The sequence below is a fragment of the Halomonas sp. AOP43-A1-21 genome, from assembly GCF_052376775.1.
Taxonomy (GTDB): domain Bacteria; phylum Pseudomonadota; class Gammaproteobacteria; order Pseudomonadales; family Halomonadaceae; genus Vreelandella; species Vreelandella colorata.
Genome location: NZ_JBQSWC010000046.1, coordinates 1 through 19,562, shown reverse-complemented (window position 1 = coordinate 19,562; position 19,562 = coordinate 1). Strand labels below are relative to the sequence as shown.

The 19,562-nt window shown below is 53.2% G+C and carries 15 protein-coding genes; 6 read left to right on the top strand and 9 right to left on the bottom strand.

Going from position 1 to position 19,562, the window contains the following annotated elements:
- Nucleotides 1-132: 132 nt before the first annotated feature.
- The 5 genes from ACT3R7_RS19175 to ACT3R7_RS19155 all read right to left on the bottom strand — a co-directional run bounded on the left by ACT3R7_RS19175 (nt 133) and on the right by ACT3R7_RS19155 (nt 7,509).
- A complete protein-coding gene (locus tag ACT3R7_RS19175) occupies nt 133-2,481 on the bottom strand; it encodes a TonB-dependent siderophore receptor (protein ID WP_441675907.1) in 2,349 nt (782 codons plus the stop codon).
- Between the two features lie 518 nt (nt 2,482-2,999).
- Nucleotides 3,000-3,899, bottom strand: a complete 900-nt coding sequence (locus ACT3R7_RS19170) for an ABC transporter substrate-binding protein (protein WP_192539497.1) — start codon at nt 3,897-3,899, stop codon at nt 3,000-3,002.
- A 159-nt stretch (nt 3,900-4,058) separates the two neighbouring features.
- Nucleotides 4,059-5,012 (bottom strand): alpha/beta hydrolase, encoded by a 954-nt coding sequence (locus ACT3R7_RS19165; protein WP_496199378.1) that lies wholly within the window; start codon nt 5,010-5,012, stop codon nt 4,059-4,061.
- Between the two features lie 65 nt (nt 5,013-5,077).
- Entirely contained in the window at nt 5,078-6,373 is a 1,296-nt protein-coding gene (locus tag ACT3R7_RS19160) for a lysine N(6)-hydroxylase/L-ornithine N(5)-oxygenase family protein (RefSeq protein WP_192539499.1), read from the bottom strand.
- Between the two features lie 23 nt (nt 6,374-6,396).
- Nucleotides 6,397-7,509, bottom strand: a complete 1,113-nt coding sequence (locus ACT3R7_RS19155; protein ID WP_192539500.1) for a GNAT family N-acetyltransferase — start codon at nt 7,507-7,509, stop codon at nt 6,397-6,399.
- Nucleotides 7,510-7,719: 210 nt separating this feature from the next.
- On the opposite strand from ACT3R7_RS19155, the gene ACT3R7_RS19150 reads away from it, so the two are divergent.
- Nucleotides 7,720-9,375 carry a cyclic peptide export ABC transporter gene (locus ACT3R7_RS19150; protein WP_192539501.1) on the top strand — a complete coding sequence of 552 codons (1,656 nt, stop codon included), beginning with the start codon at nt 7,720-7,722 and terminating at the stop codon, nt 9,373-9,375.
- Here the strand turns inward: ACT3R7_RS19150 and ACT3R7_RS19145 are convergent.
- On the bottom strand, nt 9,361-9,972 hold the full coding sequence (locus ACT3R7_RS19145) for a cytochrome b (protein WP_225736306.1): 612 nt from the start codon (nt 9,970-9,972) through the stop codon (nt 9,361-9,363). The genes ACT3R7_RS19150 and ACT3R7_RS19145 overlap by 15 nt on opposite strands.
- A 4-nt stretch (nt 9,973-9,976) precedes the next feature.
- Entirely contained in the window at nt 9,977-10,948 is a 972-nt protein-coding gene (locus tag ACT3R7_RS19140; protein WP_192539503.1) for a siderophore-interacting protein, read from the bottom strand.
- Nucleotides 10,949-11,123: 175 nt separating this feature from the next.
- Between ACT3R7_RS19140 and fhuB the strand changes: the two genes are divergently transcribed.
- Genes fhuB through ACT3R7_RS19125 form a run of 3 tightly spaced genes read left to right on the top strand, consistent with a single transcriptional unit; the run spans nt 11,124 to nt 15,599 of the window.
- Complete coding sequence (fhuB, locus tag ACT3R7_RS19135) at nt 11,124-13,124, top strand: Fe(3+)-hydroxamate ABC transporter permease FhuB (RefSeq protein ID WP_192539504.1); 2,001 nt, start codon at nt 11,124-11,126, stop codon at nt 13,122-13,124.
- The gene (fhuF, locus tag ACT3R7_RS19130) at nt 13,121-13,897 is read left to right on the top strand and encodes a siderophore-iron reductase FhuF (protein ID WP_192539505.1); all 777 of its coding nucleotides are present in this window, start codon (nt 13,121-13,123) and stop codon (nt 13,895-13,897) included. The genes fhuB and fhuF overlap by 4 nt, the downstream gene beginning before the upstream one ends.
- Nucleotides 13,898-13,940: 43 nt before the next feature.
- The gene (locus tag ACT3R7_RS19125; RefSeq protein WP_192539506.1) at nt 13,941-15,599 is read left to right on the top strand and encodes a multidrug ABC transporter permease/ATP-binding protein; all 1,659 of its coding nucleotides are present in this window, start codon (nt 13,941-13,943) and stop codon (nt 15,597-15,599) included.
- An 84-nt stretch (nt 15,600-15,683) separates the two neighbouring features.
- Here the strand turns inward: ACT3R7_RS19125 and ltaE are convergent, their stop codons facing one another.
- Nucleotides 15,684-16,691 carry a low-specificity L-threonine aldolase gene (ltaE, locus tag ACT3R7_RS19120; protein WP_192539507.1) on the bottom strand — a complete coding sequence of 336 codons (1,008 nt, stop codon included), beginning with the start codon at nt 16,689-16,691 and terminating at the stop codon, nt 15,684-15,686.
- Nucleotides 16,692-16,777: 86 nt separating this feature from the next.
- Here ltaE and ACT3R7_RS19115 point away from each other — a divergent pair, with 86 nt between their 5' ends.
- Nucleotides 16,778-17,989, top strand: a complete 1,212-nt coding sequence (locus ACT3R7_RS19115; RefSeq protein WP_192539508.1) for an NAD(P)/FAD-dependent oxidoreductase — start codon at nt 16,778-16,780, stop codon at nt 17,987-17,989.
- A gap of 65 nt (nt 17,990-18,054) precedes the next feature.
- A complete protein-coding gene (gene speG, locus ACT3R7_RS19110; RefSeq protein WP_192539509.1) occupies nt 18,055-18,579 on the top strand; it encodes a spermidine N1-acetyltransferase in 525 nt (174 codons plus the stop codon).
- A gap of 236 nt (nt 18,580-18,815) precedes the next feature.
- Here speG and ACT3R7_RS19105 read toward each other — a convergent pair.
- On the bottom strand, nt 18,816-19,562 hold a 747-nt coding region (locus tag ACT3R7_RS19105), incomplete at its 5' end, for a M48 family metalloprotease (RefSeq protein ID WP_444280624.1).

Below are 19,562 nucleotides of genomic sequence, written 5' to 3'. Positions count from 1 at the left end.
CTAGCATTTATTTTGGTATGGCCTGTGCCAATAATTAGGACAGAAGGCTGATGCTAAGATTGGATAATATTGACAGAAAAACCTGTGCAGAATGAACCTGGGGGGTCATATAGTCCTGACCTCCCTTTCAGTTCAGTAACTATAATTTAGGTTAAATGTAAAGTTGCGAGGATCTCCATAGTAATTGTGTCTAGTGTTAGCTCGAACCGTCGAATAATATTTTTCATCAGTAAGATTATTCCCCTTAAAGCTAACATCAAAGTTCTCATTGAAGCGATAACCTAACTGAGCTGAAAGTAAGGTGTAGCCGCCTTGCTCCCAGCGATTAGTGCCATCTTCGGCATAAATACTGCTGACAGTGTTAACACCAGCACCAATACGCCATCCTCGGTTGGCATCGTCAGAGAAGTAATAACGTGTCCAAAGTTTGAAATTATGCCGTGGCGTGTCAGGTGATAGCGATATTCCCTCCAAACTTGCATCACGTGTATACTCAGTATCTGTATATGCGTAACCGGCACTTACATCTAAACGAGGTAATGGACTGCCGGAGATCTCTGCTTCAAAGCCACGGCTGCGCGTCTCTCCAAGCGGGATAGAGAAGGCAGAGTTATCGGGGTCTGTGTAGGCTCGGTTCTGATCCTCGATATTGAATACTGCAAGATGCCAATTGAATTCGCCGTCGGATGACCCACCCTTTACACCAGCTTCGATTTGTTCTCCTGTGCGTGGTTTAATAATCTCACCGTTAGATTCGATCTCTGTTTGCGGCTGAAAGATATTTGACATGCTTGTATAAAAGTTAATGCTTGGGGTTATTTCATAGATAGCCCCGTAATAAGGAGTGAATTCGCGACCACTGCCAGCTCTATGGCGCCCCCAATCTCCCTCAGCAAGGTCTGATGTGATGTCATACCAGTCAAGGCGTCCGCCAGTAACGAGTGTCAGGCGTGGTGTGACAGACCAGTTAACTTGCCCATACAGGCTCTCTTGCCTCAAGTCAGAACTGACATATCCAGGATAAAGAGAATATTCATCCGGTTCTGGCAGTTCGTGGGGAGAATAAATGTTTTGGAGGGAGTGCTGATTAAAATAGTCACCTTCTCCGTAAGCATACGGGGTGTAGCTGTCGTTCTTATTGTAGCTGGCCCCCAGAGTGGTAGCATGTTCGGCCTCGAATAGATTGAATGGAGTCGTTAGTCTCGCCTCCAGCGATTCACTCTTAGTTCGATTAGACCAGGAGCTATTACGTGTCAACATATCGCCTGAATCTTCATCAAGCACTAGAGCACCTTCACTGCTTGTGACATTCATTCTATATGTTTCGATCTGGTTAGCTTTTAAACTAAAGAAGCCACCATTATTAAGATAGTGTTCTAGATCAGCAAAATAGCGTGTCGCATTTGCGTGCGAACGATCCCATGACGAACCGAGATAGGTTGAGCGGTCAACATCGAATAAGTTGCCGTTGCTGGCTACGGGCAAACCAGAATGCGGACGGGAGTCCTCTGTTTGTCTAGCGACGCCGACCGATAATGTGGTATCAGGGGTAAAGTCGTACTCCAACGTGCCGTAGCCAATAGCATTTTGTGCATTAACCTCATCGACGAACGACTCTTGTTCATCGTAGACCCCCACAATCCTGCCGCGTAGGCTACCATTCTCGTTGAGCGAACCTGTGACGTCAATTGTACTTCGATAGGCGTCCCAAGAGCCGGCAGACAACGACATATCGAAGCCGAAATCTCGCCGGGCGCGTTTGCGTGCCAAGTTGACAGTGCCACTGGGTTCGCCGCTACCCGTGAGTATTCCCGTAGGTCCCCGCATAACCTCAATACGATCATAGAGAGCCGTGTCATAGAGGCCCGTATTGGATAATGAGCCATAAGGTGCTTCAACACGGCTTCCATCCAGCATAAGAGAATCAATATCATAGCCGCGGGATCTGAGTTGATACTGATTTGATCCGTATGACATTACACTAATGCCAGTAGTCTGCTCCATCGCCTCTTTGAGAGAGGTTAAGTTTTGATCGTTGAGCCTTTCGCGGGTCAATACACTGACAGACTGCGGAATATTCTTGATGGCCTGTTCGCTCAAACCGATAGTGCTGCGATCAGTGGTAAAAGAATTGCTGCCCTCGGTAGTTGCTTCTCTAACAGCTTCTCCGATCACTGTTACTGTAGACAGCTCTGACGCATCGTTTGACGGTGCTTGCGAAGCGTTCAGTCTACTCTGTGAGGTAGAAGGACTTTCGGGGCTTCTTGGACTGTCTTGTGCAGTAGCTAGTAGTGGCGTTAGAACAAAGGCGCAATTTATGGAGCCAATTGCAACTGCTAGCGCTCTTTTTTGCAGCGACGATTTGTGCATGGAAATGATACCCTTTGCTTTATGTGTATTTGAAATATAATTGTTATCATTTAGATTTAATGATTGTTGAACCTTTTTGTCAAGCTGTGAGTAGGTAGCATTAGGCTGCACTTCGTTGTCAGAGTCTATTAGGGGAGGTAGCCCCAGCCTATACGCATCAAGCCTTGCAGATATCCTAGCTTGAAGGCCATCGTAGACAGCTTTATGAAGGAGTAGACTTGAATCAATAAGTAATTATTGCGCTAACGACCTTGCAGCTTAAAGGGAAAAACTACTTAGGAGCAGCTTTTGAAGCCTTTCAAGAGACGGTATTTATCAACGTAATTTTTGTGAAGACCATTCATTTATGCAGCTTCCTTCTGCGCTAACTCAGGCCCAGCAGGTTGCCGCTTATCTCGTATCTTCTGACCAGCGTTCCGATTGTGTAGCCAAGGTATGGCGCTTGGGCAGAATAGCCTTATCAAGGCCCTGGTGGCGCTTTGCCTGGGGAGACGGCGTATCCGGCTGTGCTGATACTCAGTGTTGTATCAACAGATGCAGCCCAATCAGGCGACAACTATCCTGGCACCAGGGTCTCGCGTTAGTGCGATCGATTTTGATGCTGCAAGACGCTGAAGCTATTTTATGAATTAAGGCTCATCGATTGCCTCGACCAAAGCATCTGCAAAACGTTGTGCTGAAGGCAATCCTCCAGCAAACCAGAAAGTACCAGGTAGCACGATAAAGTCACCACGCCGAACACTGGGGAGATGCTGCCACATAGAGTTTTGTGTCAGTTGACCTTCGAAATCTGTCGGATGACGAGAGCTAATAATTACCAGTCTTGCATCAATACCTAATAGGGCTTCAATTCCTACCAATGAGTATCCCCATTGATTTGTTGTTTCGTGCCATGCATTGTCAATTCCCAAGCGTTGAGACACGGCCTGTGGCAGGCTGTTTTCGCCAAAAACGCGAACATGTCTTTCCCCCCAGAGCTGGACGAAAAGAAGCGGCGTACCATCATTGCGAAGGAGCTCTTTCAGACTATCTAAGTGCGTATCAGTTTGGTTGATGAGGTGGTTAACCTCTCCCTGCTGCCCTACTAGCTGGCCAAGTCTATAAGTGAAGATCAATAGGCGTTCCCACAAATTCCCATCGCCAGAGTAGGGGTAGCTATCAACAATAGTCACTGGCGATACTGAAGCAAGTCGAGGTTCTAGATTGCTTTGCCAAGGAGCAAGTAATGTCCGGGTTGGCCTGATTTGCTGAAGGAGCTCAATGTTTGGTAATGGAGAGCCAGCCTCAATAATTTTAGAAAGTTCGTAGGTGCCACCTGTCCAAAAGTTGAAAGACTGCCTCTGGCTAATTATGACTGGAGATACTCCTAGCTCGATAAGTGTCTCTGCGATTGGAAGGTCTAAGGCTGTTATTGCTGTAGTGGGCGATGAAGCTGCATAAAGGCTAGATGATATAAATGAGGAAAATATCAAAGAAGTGGCTATCAAGTATGAGAATGAGTGACGGATGATCGCAAAAAAGTTAGACATTGCATTTCCTTTTCAACTATCGCCGTAGTGTAAACGATAATCGTTGGCTTTATCTACTCCTTGGATCTTCCCTAGCTTTGAGGGATAGCAGTGATTGATAAATTGTCTTCTGACGTTTTCAGAAGACAAATAAATTAATAATCTAATTTTATCAATATATTATAGATCGATCAGGTCTGGTGGCTTTTGGGGAGATGGAGCCGTAGCGCCTTGGCAATATCCGCGCGTACCTGATCGGTGGCTTCGGGGGCGATGCTGCCCAGGCGTGCGAAGTCGTGCACCATGCCGGGGTATGGTCAGTTGGGTATCCACGTTCGCTTCCTGTAAGCGGTTCACGTAGGCAATGCCTTCATCGACCAGGGGATCATGTTCGGCCAGGGCGATAAACGCAGGCGGTAGGTTTTTGAGTTCTGCCGCCTCCAACGGCGCAAAGCGCCAGTCGTGGCGTTCCTCATCGCTATTTAGATAGTGGCCAAACATCCATTGCAGGGTGTCTGCTTCTAGCAGGTAGCCTTGTGCATATCGGCGGTGAGACTCGCTGTCCTGCCAGGCGCTGGTGCAGGGGTAGAGCAAAATCTGGCAGCGTGGAGGGTGCCAACCATTATCACGCGCTGACATGCAAAGAGCCGTGGCTAGGGTTCCCCCTACACTGTCACCACCCACGGCGATACGTGAGGTATTGAGCCCCATCTCTTCGCCATGCTTCAGCAGCCAGCAATAGGCATCTTCAGCGTCGTGAAACGCTGTCGGAAACTTGTGCTCGGGAGCCAACCGATAGTCGACAGCCAACACTGTGTAACCAGTCGCTTGAGCGATGCTCTGGCAGAGCGAATCGTGGGAATCCAGGCTGCCCAGTAGGTAGCCGCCGCCATGGAAGTAGAGCAGGATGGGCGATAAAGACTCCTCGCCTTGGTAGTGGCGTAGTTCAAGGCGATATCCATCTCGGCAGGTGATACTCAGTGCCGTTGCATCGTTAGCTATTGGCTCATCAAGCATCTGTGATGATGCCTCGTAGGCAGCGCGTGCCTGTTCTGGTGAGAGCGAGTGGAAAGGCGGATTGCCGCTATCGGCGATCAGGTCTAAGAAAGCGGCGACATCAGGATGTAAGGACATAATGGGCGTAAGTCTCGGTGTTAGGGGCCGCTTTGGGAGAGCGGCCATGCGTTGATAGTGCTTGGTTAGTCCGTGCTTACCAGTGATGGAGTTGATGCCTCTGACTGGGCTGCTGGTAACGCCTCATTAAGTACTTCACAAATCTCACTCGTCCGTGCCGCCAAAATCGATAGCAGGGTATCGCTCAAACCATGGGTGGGTTCGCAGCTGCCTTGCAGGAAAATAGCCGGTTTAAACTCAGGCTTGGTATAGAGCTGATAGTGGCGGTTAACGGCAAAATCAGGCAGGTAGCCCGCAACAGGGGCCAGTAGCCGTTTATGGGTGTCGCGTACATAGCCGGTGGCTAACACCACGGCGTCGTAGCGGGTGATATCCGTATGGCCAGTCTCCAAATCACGCACGTTTAGCTCGACGCCTTCAGGGCTTGCTTGACTGCCGATAACCTCATGGCGACGGCGGAAGCGGTGGCGGGCCTGACCGGTCACTTTTTGCTGGTAGAACACATCGTAAATTTCCTGAATCAGCGCCAAGTCAGGTGCCGAGTAGTTGGTGCTTTTGTACTCCTGCAGCAGCGCTTCCCGCTGGCCAGTGGGGTTGTTGAACACGTAGTCGGTGTATTCGGGATTGAAAATCTCGTTGACAAAGGGGCTATCGTCCGAGGGTTTAAAGGCCCATGCCCGGCTAATCAAATCCACCTGAATGCCTTCGCGGTTGTGCAGATCAAGGAAGATTTCAGCGGCGCTCTGGCCGGCACCGATAACCGCGATACGTTTGGGGGCATCTTGCTTCGCCAGCTCCCGGAGGTAGTGGCTGGAGTGGAAGACCCGAGGGTCGTTTTTTAGGCCGGCGAAGCATTCAGGCACATTGGGCGCACCCCCCACGCTGATTACCAATGAACGGGTGAGCCTTTCCTGCACCGCGCCACTCTCATCCCGTGAACGCACGCGGAGGTAGGCGACCTCGTCGTTATCAGTTTCGGGCAGCACTTCAAACACCTCCTCTCCATAGGTGCACTGGTGTTCAAAGTGGCTGGCCGTCCAGCTTAGGTAGTCATTGAACTCGTGGCGGCTGGGGAAGAAGGTCTGCAGGTTGATAAAGTCCTGCAGGCGGCCTTTGCTGTGGAGGTAATTGAGGAAGCTGAAACGGCTGCCTGGGTTGCGCGGCGTGACCAGGTCTTTGAGGAAGGAGATCTGCATATGGGCATTTTCCAGCAGCATATGCGGGTGCCAGGCAAAGCAGGGCTGACGCTCAATAAACAAGGCATCCTTCGCTTGCCCTACCTGGCGCTGTTCATCAAGCGCAATGGCCAGGGCAATGTTGGAGGGGCCGAAGCCGATGCCGATCAAGTCGTGAATATGCATAAGAGTCCTCGTGGCTGACGTGTTTATGGGGTGAAACGTGGGTCGGGTCGTGGCGCAGACCCAGGGTGCGGAGGCAGCGGGATCCAGCTGCGCTCGTTAAAAAAGTGTTCGCGAAGCTGCATACCGAGCATGGCCCGCTTATGGGGGAAATCGAACGCCTTCACATGGGCATAACCGCACTGGGCAAGGTTGCGCAGCATCTTGGCGTTATCCACGCGGGGCTCGATCACCAAGCGCTGGGTGCGGCAGTCATCCAGAAACAGATAGTGCGAGATGGAGGGCATCCAGGCAGCCACATAGGGTTGCCCACGAAAAGCAGCCTCGCCGATCAGCACGTGCCAGCCGCGGTCAAAGTCACCGACATCGTAATAAGCGCCGATGCGATCCTCCTTGGCCCAGTAGGTCTCAAAATAGCCAAAGGGCTCGCCGTCGATACAGCCGATCAATGGCACAACGCTGGGGTTCTGGAGCGTGCTCTCCAGCCGCTTGCGATGCTGTTGCAAACCACCCTGCTCTTCCCAGAAGTGAGCGACAACCGGGTCGTTCATCCAGTGGTTGAAGCGTTCAAGGTCAAGCTCCAGGTCAAGCACTCGAAAGCTCAGGGTGGCATCCAGCCAGGGAATATGGCGCTGATAGACCGTGCCACTGGGGCGCGGTGGGCGGCGTGGGTGTCGCTTTCCATTCTCCAATATGGGCTGCTGCGGGTAAGGGCGCGTGGGGGGCGAGTTAAGCCAAAGTGTGGGTAACTGCCAAATTAACTCGGCATAGGCCCAGAGTTCCCCATGGCTATCTTTAACCGCGATGCCGGCGGCACAAAGGTTAGCGTGCAAAACACTAGGTAGCTGAAGGCGTAGCGCAACATTGGCCGGGTAAAAGGCAAAAGCCCCTTCGATAGCGGCAAGCAATGCCGTGCGAGGTGGCGCGGAGCGATGCGGCCAGCACAGCGCCAAGCTGTGGTTATCATCCACCAGTGCCCATTCCAGTTGCTCTTGGTCATTCTTCACGTGAAGTGACTGGGTGGTAAGGTCGTAGGTGACTTGATAGTCGTAGCCCTCGGGGCGTGAGAGCAGCGAGGCCACCGCGTGGCTTTCAGTTGGTGCGTGTACCTGTGGTTGTGCCTGGATAGAACTGGACACCGCTAAGCTCCTATCAATAAGAACGAATCAAAGAAACGAATTAAAATCACCCCGCCGGAGGGCGGCGTTACTGACTTCCTTATCTAAAGACGAATGAGAATGAGGCTTGTTTACATAAATATTGGTTAACTTTTTGCGTGAGCGGTTCGTCATTAGAGATAGGTCTCGATTTCCAGTCGTTTTTTCTAATCGCTTTCCAATGAGGTGAATGTGCTTCCCTATCTGATTCGTCGAACCCGCGGGTTGATGACCGCTGCTGCGCTGGCCAGCATTCTCTCGGGGCTTTTCAGCGTGCTGCTGATTGCCCAAATCAATGCGGCGTTAAACAGTGATGCCGCCAGCCGTGCCAATGCGGCTTGGGGCTTCGCGGGGATTGCTGTGGCCCTAATGGTCTGTCGGATGGTGTCGACGGCGCTGTTTGAGCGGTTGGGGCAGCGTGCTCTGGCCGAGTTGCGCAGTTTTGTCGCCCAGTGCGTGGCCGAGACCCCCTTTGCTCGGTTCGAGCGTGTTGGTAGCGCGCGGATCCAGTCGGCGCTCACCGAGCACAGCAACAATGTGGCGGTACTGTTCGTTAGCTTGCCGGTGATTTTGACCAATACGGTTATCGTGGTGGGGTGCTTGGGCTACCTGGCAATGCTCTCATGGCAGGTGTTTTTATTTGCACTTGGGGTGATTGGGCTGGGCGCTGTCGGCTACCATCTGGTGCACTTACGCGCTATTCATTACCTCCAGGATGCCTCGTCAGAGCAGGATCGCTTGTTTGGACATTTCCGCGCGCTGACCGATGGTGCAAAAGAGTTGCGGCTACACCAACGCAAGAGCCGGGTCTTTATGGATCAGATATTGGGGGAGTCGGTTGAAGGCGTGCGGCGGCTGCGTACCTATGGCATGTCGCTGTTCGTGATCTCGACCAGTTGGGGGCAGTTCCTGATGTACGCCTTTATCGGTCTGGTGCTGTTTGTGTTGGCGGGCGATGGGCCTAACCAAACCCAGGTAATGACCGGATTTGCCCTGGTGTTTGTGTTTATGGTGACCCCCCTTGAAGGCTTGCTGATCAATATCCCGCGGATCAATATGGCGCGGGTAGCTGCTAGTCGAATTGATGACATCACACGCGAGATGCCCCAGGGGCAGGAGAGACAAGCGACTACCCAGACTACCCAGGTGCCTGCTTTGCAGCATCTTGAGTTGCGCGAAGTCACCCATCAGTACTACCACGAGCAGAGCGATGACTTCTTTGAGTTGGGGCCGATTGATCTGAGCTTTACGCCGGGGGAAGTGGTGTTTCTGGTGGGGGGCAACGGTAGCGGTAAGACCACGCTGGCCAAAGTGGTAGTGGGGCTTTACCCGCCGGAAGGTGGCGAGGTGTTGCTCAATGGCGAACGTGTCGAGGCGGATAGTTGGGATGCCTACCGGCAGCTCTTCTCGGTGGTGTTCTCGGACTTCCATCTCTTTGAGCGCCTGTTAGAAGCGCCGCGGGAAGGCTTGGACGAGGAGGGTAATCGCCTGCTGGCCAAGTTGCACCTGCAGCACAAGGTGCGGGTTGAAAACGGTGCGTTCACCACCCAAGCACTCTCTCAGGGGCAACGTAAGCGCTTGGCGCTTGTCGTGGCCTACCTTGAGGATCGGCCTTTCTTGGTGTTTGACGAGTGGGCGGCGGATCAGGATCCGTTATTCAAAGAGGTGTTTTACTGCGAGGTATTGCCCGAGCTAAAACGCATGGGCAAGGCAGTGCTGGTCATCACCCACGATGACCGCTATTTCCACCTCGCGGATCGGTTGGTGCGGCTAGAAAGCGGTAAGTTGTTGGCTGCCGTGCCTGAGGCTGTCAGAGAGCCGAAAGCGGCCCACTCACCGGTCATTTGAGCCAGCCATACGTGCCAAAACCTTATCCTTGAGCCAAAAGCGGTGAATCAGCGCTATCGCGATGTGGCCGATGACTAATCCTAATAGTAGCCATGAGAGCGGGCCGTGGAGAAGATCGGCGGGGGCGATCATCCAGATGATGTCGCGCTCGGCTTCTGGTAGTAGTTCCAGGCCATAAAAGCGCAGCGCTCCGCCGCGCCCATATTGGCGCAAAATAGCGAAAGCGGGCAGCCACAATAACAGCCCATAAAATGTGACATGGACGACGCGCGCCATGTGCCCACCCAGCCCTGGCGCTTGTGGCGGGCGCTGCTTGCGGTTAAGCCATGCCCAGCCAAGCCGGGCCAGGGTGACGGTCAGCATTAGAAAGCCTAATGAACCGTGGGGCCCGATACTCGCTAAGAGAAGCGTGATACTGCTTTCGCCTATTCCTCGCCACGCCAACAAAACGGTAAATTGCAGTGTGACTAGGGCTGCGGTTAGCCAATGCAGTGCCCGGCTGACCCGCCCATAGCGGTTTGGGCTGTCTCGCCAGCGCAAAGACGCATGAGCTGATGAACTTATGTGGTCATTGCTCAATGTCGTGTTGTTTGCCATTCCCTTAACCATTGGCTTTGCCCTGGCGCCAGTAGCCCATGCTGGTAACGTACTGCTTAGGGAGCCCACACTCGTTGACCAAATAGCGACGCAGCTTCATGGCGACCTTGGTTTCAGCGGCGATCCAGGTGTAGAAGGGTGCACTGTCGTCCAGGGTGGCGGGTTCCCAGAGCGGGGCATTTTCATCCTGGTCTAGTTCATCATGGCTGGGTGCTCCTTCACTGCCTTCATTCTCGCAGCCGCTGCTCGCGGTTAAAGGAGTGCCCCCTAGTGCAACAATCTCTTGCTGCAAATCGATATCGCGCAGCGCTCTCATCAGTAGCTCACCATGCTGGCATCCGGGCTCGGCATCGCGGGCCAGCCAGTGCAGCTTGGCGGCTTGGGGAAGCGGCTGGACATCATCTCTATGGGGGACTTCGAGAAGGGCTTCGACCTTGGGTTTTAGGGGTAAGCCATCAAGGGTTTCCAGAATGCCTGCCGCGGCGGGAAGAGCGGTTTCATCAGCGATGATAAGAATACGGCGCACACCTTGGGGTGGCTTCCACTCGTAACCCTGTTTTGGACCTTCCGCATTGGCGGCTGGGGCCGTCATGGCAAGGCGATCACCTGGACGGGCGTACATTGCCCAGCGCGATGCAGGGCCGTTATCGCCATGGAGTACAAACTCTATATCCACCTCAGCCTGCTCTGAGCGTAGGGCGCGAATGGTGTAGGTGCGCGCAGAGGGGCGGTGGTTATCCGGCAATGCACGGTAGGCGCCGTACCAATCGTGCTCTTCCAGCTTGGCAATCTCGAACAACGGGTCGAGATTGCCGCCGCCTTCAGGAAAGAACAGCTTGACGCGTTGATCTGGTGCGTAGGTCGCCATTTGACGGACATCAGGGCCAGTAAATGTGAATTTAACTAACGAGGCGCTGACCTGGGTACGCCGAGCGAGAGTGATATCAAAAAGCTGGTAGCTTTGCTTGGCCGCCATGGTAACTGTCTCCTTTAATAAAGGCGCCAATTGTAGTGCTAATCGTTATCATTTAGAATCCTTATTAATCATTCCATTACCTACTTTCAGATACTTTTAAGGCTAATAAAATGACGCTGTTGCTTATCGCGCCCCGCATGGCGTTATGTTCGTCTAACAAAAAAGAGTATTCGCTATGTTAGGCGCCGGACAATTTGCCCAGAGAATGGGGACGATGTCGCCCGCTAAAGCCTGCTTATTGCTTAGTCTGCCAATGGTGGTGCTGTTTTGGGTGGAGCTGCAAGGCCAAGGCGGTTTTGCACGGGGCTTACAGGCATTAGTAGCCCCTTCTTTTGAGAACGTTGACGAGCTGCTGCTTTACTACGCTTGGTGGCCGCGCCTCTCTATCGCCCTGCTCGCTGGGGGCGGCTTGGGGTTGGCAGGCGTGCTCATGCAGCAGGTGCTGCGCAACCCGTTGGCTTCGCCCACCACCCTAGGGGTGGCATCGGGCGCTAACCTGGCGTTGATGACCGCCACCTTGCTGGCGCCGGGGCTGCTTGTCGCCGGGCGCGAATGGGTCGCCTTATTGGGCGGTGCGCTAGCGGTTGGATTAGTGTTTCTGCTCTCCTGGCGGCGTGGGTTGGCGCCGATCGTGGTGGTGCTGGCGGGCTTGGTGGTCAATCTGTACTTGGGGGCGCTCTCTACGGCACTGTTATTGTTTAACCACGAGGCGCTCTCGGGACTACTTATCTGGGGCGCGGGATCGCTGGCGCAAAATGGTTGGGACGGGGTTGCGGTACTCTGGCCCCGGCTGGCGATTAGCTGCGTGGCCGCGTGGTTTTTGCTGCGCCCTTTGGCGGTGCTGGAACTTGATGATGCGAGCGCCAAGAGCCTGGGCGTCTCACTTGCCTATTTACGCTTTGCAGGAATGGGGTTGGCGGTATTTATTACCGGCAGCATTGTTAGCGTGGTGGGCATCATCGGCTTTATCGGCCTGGCAGCGCCCAATATTGTACGCATGGCCGGCGCGCGACGCTTAGGTGCGAGGTTGCTTTGGTCGACGTTGTTGGGAGCCGTGTTGTTGGCCACCACTGATCTGTTGCTGCAGCAGTTCTCTGGTATGGCTGCAGCCTTTATTCCCACCGGGGCGATTACCGGTGCTTTGGGAGCACCTCTTTTAATGTGGCTGATTCCACGCCTAAAACTTCAGGGCGACCAGCCGCCGAAAGGGGCCGGGGTTTTTGCACATCGTCATCCTGCGCCGTCACGTTTAGCCACCGGATTACTGCTGGCGTTACTGGGTGCAACGGTTCTTGGCTTGCTGTTTGGGCAGGGCGTAGACGGCTGGTATTGGCTGGCGCCCAATAACTGGAATGTCATGCAGTGGCGCATGCCCCGCGTGATGGCGGCCGCGGCTAGTGGGTTAATGTTGGCAATTGCGGGCACGATTCTTCAGCGCCTTTCCGCTAACCCGATGGCCAGTCCCGAAGTATTAGGGATTAGCGGTGGCTGTGCCATTGCGCTGATACTGGGAATTTTCCTGCTACCTGCACCCACCAATATGATGTTGATTGTCGTGGGTACCCTAGGGGCTTTCGCGACGCTGCTGGTGTTGGTGGGTATTAATCGCAAGAGTGGTTATCTCCCCGAACGTTTGCTGCTTACCGGGGTGGCGGTCAGTGCTCTGTTTGATGCAGTGCGCAGCGTGATGCTGGCGGGTGGCGACCCTAGAGGTCAGCAGGTGATTGCTTGGCTTGCGGGTTCTACGTATTACGTGGATGTTACCAATGCGATAGTCGTAGGGGGTATTGCAGCCGTGCTGGCGTTGGTTACGCTGCCCTTCACTCGCTGGCTGGATATCCTGCCATTAGGCGCACCAACGGCGAAGGCTCTTGGAGTGTCGCTCAATCGGGCCCGTTTGGCCCTGCTGTTATTGGTGGCGCTGCTAACCGCCTGTGCCACGTTGGTGGTGGGGCCGCTTTCGTTTATTGGCCTGCTGGCACCGCATATGGCGCGTTTGGTGGGCTTCTCCAAGGCTAGACAGCATCTGCTGGGAGCGGCGTTAATCGGTATGCTGCTGATGGTGCTGGCCGATTGGGTGGGGCGTCAGATTATTTTTCCCTATGAGATTCCTGCAGGATTGGTTGCTTCGTTGATTGGCGGTGCCTACTTCATGTGGGGGCTGCGGCGGCTATGAGAGAGGCAGCGAGTGCGCTATCGGTCGTGAACCCAGCAGACGCGTTGCTGGCGCTCTACCGTCAGCCGCCGTTGAATAACTTAAAAGCGCCCTGCTTTGGTCGGCCTGATGTTCCTACGCTGGGAGCCTCGGAACTGCTGGATCGGGAGGTGCTAAACGCGCAGTTGGCCCGTTATCGCCGATACCACGGTGACGATGCCGACTTTCTGGCAGTCGCTTCGCTGTGGTCGAAATTTCATTTCGGCAGCGTCTCAATTCCGACTCTGGTGGCCAATTTGTTGTTGGGCTACGACTTGCCGGTGGGTGGGGATGAGTTACGGCTGGCATTGGATGATCACGGCCTGACAACGCGTGTCTGGCTGCCTCACGGTGGCGAACCGTTGGCTTCTAACGCACTCCAGGCGCGCTTCAGCCGTCTATTCGATGACCACTGTGCGCCGCTTATTGACGCGCTGGCCGAGGTCTCTGGGCTTTCTGCCAAGGTGTTCTGGAGCAATCTCGGCCATTATGTGGAATTTGTGGGCAGAACCTGCTCACAGCATCCTGCGTTTATCGGCGCTGGTGAGCCACTGCTGGATTATCTTGCTACCCAGACATTAGCAAACGGGCGGCGCAACACGCTTTACCAGCCGGTGCGCTACCTGGAACTCGGCGGAGAAACGCCTGCTCGCGTGCGGCGGCTGTGCTGTATCAAGTATCGGTTACCTGGGGAGCCACTGTGCGGCGGCTGCCCGCTGAAACCTGAAAATCGTCCGGCTAAGCGCCAGCGCTAGCGGTGCGCCATCCCACCTTTTGAATCGCCAGGAGATCTATTGCATGGAGCTATTGAGGATTGTATGGCGTGATTACCGCTGGCCGTTTGTCGGTGTAGTGCTTCTTAGTTTGACAAGCGCTGGCCTGGGTATTGGTGTCATCGCTTTTATTAATCAACGATTGCTGGGCTCGTTCGCCGACCCCTGGCGCATTCTGCCTGAGTTTCTGGGGCTGATAGCATTATTACTGGTTATTACCCTGGCGTCACAATTGGCGCTGACCACGCTGGGCCATCATTTCGTCTACCGGCTGCGGGGGCAGTTGGTTAAGCGAATACTGGATACCAGCATTGAGCGCGCCGAGCAGATTGGCAGTGCGCGTTTGTTAGCGAGTCTCTCCACCGACGTAAGCTCAGTGACCGTTGCGTTTATACGCTTGCCGGAACTGGTGCAGGGCGGGGTGCTGACGGTAGGTGCTACGCTTTACTTGGCATGGCTTTCGCCTACCATGCTGGGCGTCACCGCGCTTTGGGTGATCGTGACGGTTTTAATTGGCATACGCCTGGTGGCTCGTGTCTATGGGCATATGGCCAAACTTCGCGAGATACAGGATCGTCTCTATGCGGATTATCAGGCGGTTATTGAGGGGCGCAAAGAGCTGGCGCTCAACCGCGACCGCGCCGAATGGCTGTATCGAGATGTCTATACGCCTAACGCAAAGGATTGTCGGCGCCATTTTATTCTTGGAGATACCTACCATCTAAGCGCGGTGAACTGGTTCAACATCATGATGCTCGGGGCCATTGGTGTGGCGTTCTTTTTGGCCAACGGTTTGGGATGGGCATCGGTACAGGTCGCCACTACCTTTTCACTTACGCTGCTGTTTTTACGCGCGCCGCTTATCCAAGCGATCGGTGCTTTTCCGACGCTGATTAACGCTCGTGTGGCATTCGAAAAGATCAGCAGTTTAGACTTGGCCGAGCATCGTGAGGCATTCGGGCACTCTGCGTTGCGTCATGACTGGCAAGCGCTGATCCTGAAGCAAGTTAGTTATCGTTATCCAGATGAAGAATCCCGGCCGGGCTTTGCTATCGGCCCTATCGACCTGACCTTGAGACGAGGCGAGGTGGTGTTCCTGATCGGCGGTAACGGCAGTGGAAAATCGACGTTGGCGAGGCTGCTTACCGGGCTTTATCAGCCCCAAAGCGGCTGTGTACAGGTTGATGGAAGGCCGCTGGAGGAGGACGACTGGACGCGCTATCGCCAGCACTTCTCGGCGATTTACACCGACCTGCATCTGTTTGACCGCCTGATGGGGCCAGCTGGCGAGTCACCTGACCCGGCGCTGATGGAAGAGTGGCTTGCCGCACTGGGCATGCATAGCAAACTCGATTTCGACGGCGGCCGTATCACCAATATCAATCTCTCTCAGGGGCAGCGCAAGCGTCTGGCGATGCTGCTGGCAGTCGCTGAACAACGCGACCTGCTGCTGCTTGACGAGTGGGCCGCCGACCAAGACCCCCAATTCCGCCGCGTTTTTTACCGTGAGCTATTGCCGAAGCTTAAGGCGCTGGGAAAGACAGTAGTCGTCATCAGCCATGACGATCACTACTTCGATCAAGCTGACCGCCTGCTGGAAATGCGCCAGGGGCAGTTGGTAGAGCTTACCGGTGAGCAGCGAGAAGCGGCCAGCCGCGATGCAGTGGCCCAGGTAAGCGGGTAAGCGGGTAAGTGAGGCTGAAATATCATGGTTTAAGGGGGCAAGGATTTTGTTTTACAAGCCTCGCTACTCTAAGTGATCAGCCACCTACTGCTGTTTAAAATACGCCTCCATCACCTCAAGCACTTTATCGATATCGGCATCGTCAATATCACGGTGAACGACAAGGCGCGTGGCATATAAAAGCTCAATTAAAATGCCGTGCCCTTTAAGCCAGGTTGAAAGAGGCGCTACGTGTTCGTCTGGAATGCTTACAAACACCATATTGGTGGCTTGAGAGGTAATCTCGACGCCCGGTAGCGCGGCCAAACCTTGTGCTAAACGTGTGGCACGCTGATGATCTTTTGCCAAGTCATCCATATGATGATCCAAAGCATACTGGCATGCCGCCGCAATAATTCCTGCCTGGCGCATACCGCCACCCACAACTTTGCGCCAGCGCCGGGCGCGTTCGATAAACGCCTGAGAGCCTACCAGGGCAGAGCCAATGGGCGTTCCCATTCCTTTTGAAAAGCATAGTGAGACACTGTCGAACGGCGTGCAAAGCTGTTCCAACGACGCTTGAGACGCCACCGCGGCGTTAAACAGGCGTGCGCCATCCAGATGCGTTGATAAACCGCGCGAGCGGGCAAATTCGGTTGCCTGGCGCACGTAATCTTCAGGCAGCACCTTGCCGCCAATGGTGTTTTCCAGTGTTAAAAGGCGCGTGCGGGCAAAGTGAAAATCATCGGCTTTAATCGCCGCGCTGATTTTTTCCAGTGGTAGGCTGCCGTCGCTGGCGTTCTCAATGGGCTGCGGCTGAATGCTGCCCAGCACGGCGGCGCCACCCCCCTCGTAACGATAGGTGTGAGCGGATTGGCCCACGATATACTCATCACCGCGTTCGCAGTGGGCCATCAGGCCGACTAGATTGCTCTGTGTGCCGCTGGGGAAAAGCAGCGCCGCCTGCTTGCCGGTGATCGCTGCCAGGTTTTTCTGAAACGCATTTACCGTCGGGTCATCACCCCAAACATCGTCGCCTACCTGTGCACTCATCATGGCTTCCAGCATGGCCGGGGACGGGCGAGTTACCGTATCGCTACGTAAATCAATCATGAAATGTTCCTTTTATAAATAAGTGATTTCTACGACAAGCAACTATTGTTAAAGCTATCGATACCACACTCTGTAAAGGGAAGAAGATGGATCTTAAAAGCGGCTATCCGTTTTGGGCAGTAAAAAATGGTTTGTTGGCTACTTTCCCACAGCTAACCCATGACCATCAATGTGACGTAGCGGTGATTGGTGGCGGGATTACCGGAGCACTGATTGCCAATGAGCTAAGTCAGCATGGCCACCACGTGGTGGTACTCGAGCGTCGAGACATCGGCTGGGGGAGTACGGCGGCGAGTACCGCGCTGTTGCAGTATGAAATTGATACTCATATGAGCGAGCTTGCCGAGCGTTACGGTGAGGCGAATGCGGTACTTGCCTATCGCGCCTGTGCCGAGTCGATTCTTGAGCTTGAGGCCTTGGCGCTTGGGCTGGAAGACGTAGAGTTTGAGCGCCAAAAAAGCCTCTATTTTGCAAGCAACGAAGACGACGTCGCATCTTTAAAAGCGGAGCTGCTGCTACGTAATAAAAACGGCTTTGAGGCCAGCTGGCTGGAGCGAGCAGCGCTTATAGAACGCTATGGTTTCGACGCGCCTGGGGCTATTTTAACGGAGCTTGCGGCAAGCATGGATCCTTATCGAATGGCCTATCAGCTGTTTAGCAAGATAGCCACACGGGACAGCGAGGTGTATGACCGTACCCAGGTTGAGCGCATGACCCAGCATGACCAGCATATAGCGCTTACGCTAACTAATGGCGCAACGCTCACCTGTCAGCAGGTAGTGGTTGCTGCAGGCTATGAGTCCCAGGCGTGGCTGCCTGAACCCGTGGCGAAAAATCGCAGCAGCTATGCGTTTATTACCGACCCGCTGACGCCTGAAATGCTGGGTGAGCTACAACATACGCTAGTCTGGGAATCGGCGCGGCCGTATCTTTATCTGCGTACCACTCAAAATGGGCGCCTGCTGGTGGGTGGGGATGATGACGAGCAGGATATCCCCAATCGCCGCGATGACCGGGTACTGGAAAAAGCCCAAGGGCTGGCTGATAAGGTAAAGGCACTTTGGCCGTCATTAACAATTAATCCTACTTTTAGCTGGGCGGGCACGTTTGCTGAAACAAGCGACGGACTGCCTTATTTTGGCCCTCACGATGCCCATGGACCCAACGTGCATTTTGCCATGGCTTATGGCGGCAACGGCATTAGCTACAGCATGATCGGCGCAAAATTATTGCGTGCGTTAATTGAGGGGAAAGAGCATCCTTTAGCCGAGCTATTTTCTTTTAAACGCCATGTTTAAACCACGTTGTGGCTATTTGAGTTATTACGACAGTCAATAACCACTACACGATGAGAGCAGTATCCATGAGCCATCTACTTTTTTTACGTGCGCTGGAACGTAGTGACCTACGTTTCGTGCATGAGTTAAATAATAATCAAAGCATTATGTCTTACTGGTTTGAGGAGCCATACGAGTCGTTTGATGAGCTAGAAGAGCTTTATAATAAGCATATTCATGACAATGCCGAGCGACGCTTTGTAGCCGAAGATAGTGCCGGTGTGGCTATTGGGTTGGTGGAGCTGATTGAAATCGACTACATCCATCGTAGCGCTGAATTTCAAATCATTATTACGCCAGACCATCAAGGAAAAGGCTTTGCTCGCTCACTGATCCGTCAAGCCTTGCATTATTCCTTTACTATTTTAAATATTCATAAGGTGTTTTTAATTGTGGCAGTGGAAAATGTCAAAGCAATCCACCTTTACGAAGAGAGCGGGTTTATCGAAGAAGGACACTTGGTTCAGGAGTTCTTTATCAATGGCAAATACCGCGATGTAAAGCGCATGTATATTCTGCAGGATACTTATTTGACGCAGTTGGAGGAATAGTAAGAGAGGAGCAGTAAAGTAGTGTGAAAGTGCTTTTTAAATATATGATAATGAAATTTTATAAATTAATATAAAGCATTAAATGTGAAGAGAATGTCAATTATTAAGTCGTGTTGGTTTTTTAGATCGGTATGCGAGTTGATTAAACGATTTTTTAATTGAGGTGTTATACATCATAAAGCAGTACTCCTGCCATCAGCATCGTGGCTATCTGGCAGGAGTAAATAAACGATTGCTTAATTAAGCGTGGTTTCTAAGCGACTCGCACGATCGCCAGCGGCTGGGTGGCTAGAAAAGAAGCTACTATTATTACCATATTTGGCTTCAAGTTTGCGCAGCGCAGTGATTGAGGCCTCAGCATCCATATTATGCTCCTGTAGAAGCTCAATGGCATAGTCATCAGCTTCATTTTCCTGACGCTGAGAGAACTGGGCATTAATAAGCTTTTCTCCTAAATCGCCAAGTTCAGAAGTAGATAGGACGGCGGCGGTGCTGCTGCCGCTTGAAGCCGCAGCTTCACGTGCCGCAGACGCAGCGTAAGCGACCTGGAAAGCCCGCTTGGAGTGTCCTAAAGCGACATGGCCTATTTCATGAGCAATAACGTAACGCACCTCATCGTCGGTCATTTCGTCCATTAACCCACTGTATAACCGGATGGAACCATTGGGCACTGCAAACGCATTAATTTCGGAGACCTGATAAACGTTAAAATCGAGCGTATGGCCTTCAACAACTTCCCAGCCTTGAGTCAGATTTTGCAAACGCTCGGCATACGGGCTGTTAGTGGCAACAAGCTGGTTTTCATTATCAAGTTGGGCAATGGTTTGATCACCCATTTGCTGTATTTGCTGGTCTGACATCATGGCGGCGCCCGCCATATTGGTGCCCGCTGATACAAGACCGCCAAAATCAGCGCCTGATTGGCAGCCGCTAATAGCAAATGTTGCCGCTAAACTTAAAGCACAAAATGTTTTACGCCCTAG

Bases quoted from the DNA above. Each gene is read 5' to 3' on its own strand.
- ACT3R7_RS19170 (WP_192539497.1), bottom strand. From the start codon at position 3,899: ATGTCTAACTTTTTTGCGATCATCCGTCACTCATTCTCATACTTGATA.
- ACT3R7_RS19165 (WP_496199378.1), bottom strand. From the start codon at position 5,012: ATGTCCTTACATCCTGATGTCGCCGCTTTCTTAGACCTGATCGCCGAT.
- ACT3R7_RS19160 (WP_192539499.1), bottom strand. From the start codon at position 6,373: ATGCATATTCACGACTTGATCGGCATCGGCTTCGGCCCCTCCAACATT.
- ACT3R7_RS19145 (WP_225736306.1), bottom strand. From the start codon at position 9,972: ATGGCAAACAACACGACATTGAGCAATGACCACATAAGTTCATCAGCT.
- ACT3R7_RS19140 (WP_192539503.1), bottom strand. From the start codon at position 10,948: ATGGCGGCCAAGCAAAGCTACCAGCTTTTTGATATCACTCTCGCTCGG.
- fhuB (WP_192539504.1), top strand. From the start codon at position 11,124: ATGTTAGGCGCCGGACAATTTGCCCAGAGAATGGGGACGATGTCGCCC.
- fhuF (WP_192539505.1), top strand. From the start codon at position 13,121: ATGAGAGAGGCAGCGAGTGCGCTATCGGTCGTGAACCCAGCAGACGCG.
- ACT3R7_RS19125 (WP_192539506.1), top strand. From the start codon at position 13,941: ATGGAGCTATTGAGGATTGTATGGCGTGATTACCGCTGGCCGTTTGTC.
- ltaE (WP_192539507.1), bottom strand. From the start codon at position 16,691: ATGATTGATTTACGTAGCGATACGGTAACTCGCCCGTCCCCGGCCATG.
- ACT3R7_RS19115 (WP_192539508.1), top strand. From the start codon at position 16,778: ATGGATCTTAAAAGCGGCTATCCGTTTTGGGCAGTAAAAAATGGTTTG.
- speG (WP_192539509.1), top strand. From the start codon at position 18,055: ATGAGCCATCTACTTTTTTTACGTGCGCTGGAACGTAGTGACCTACGT.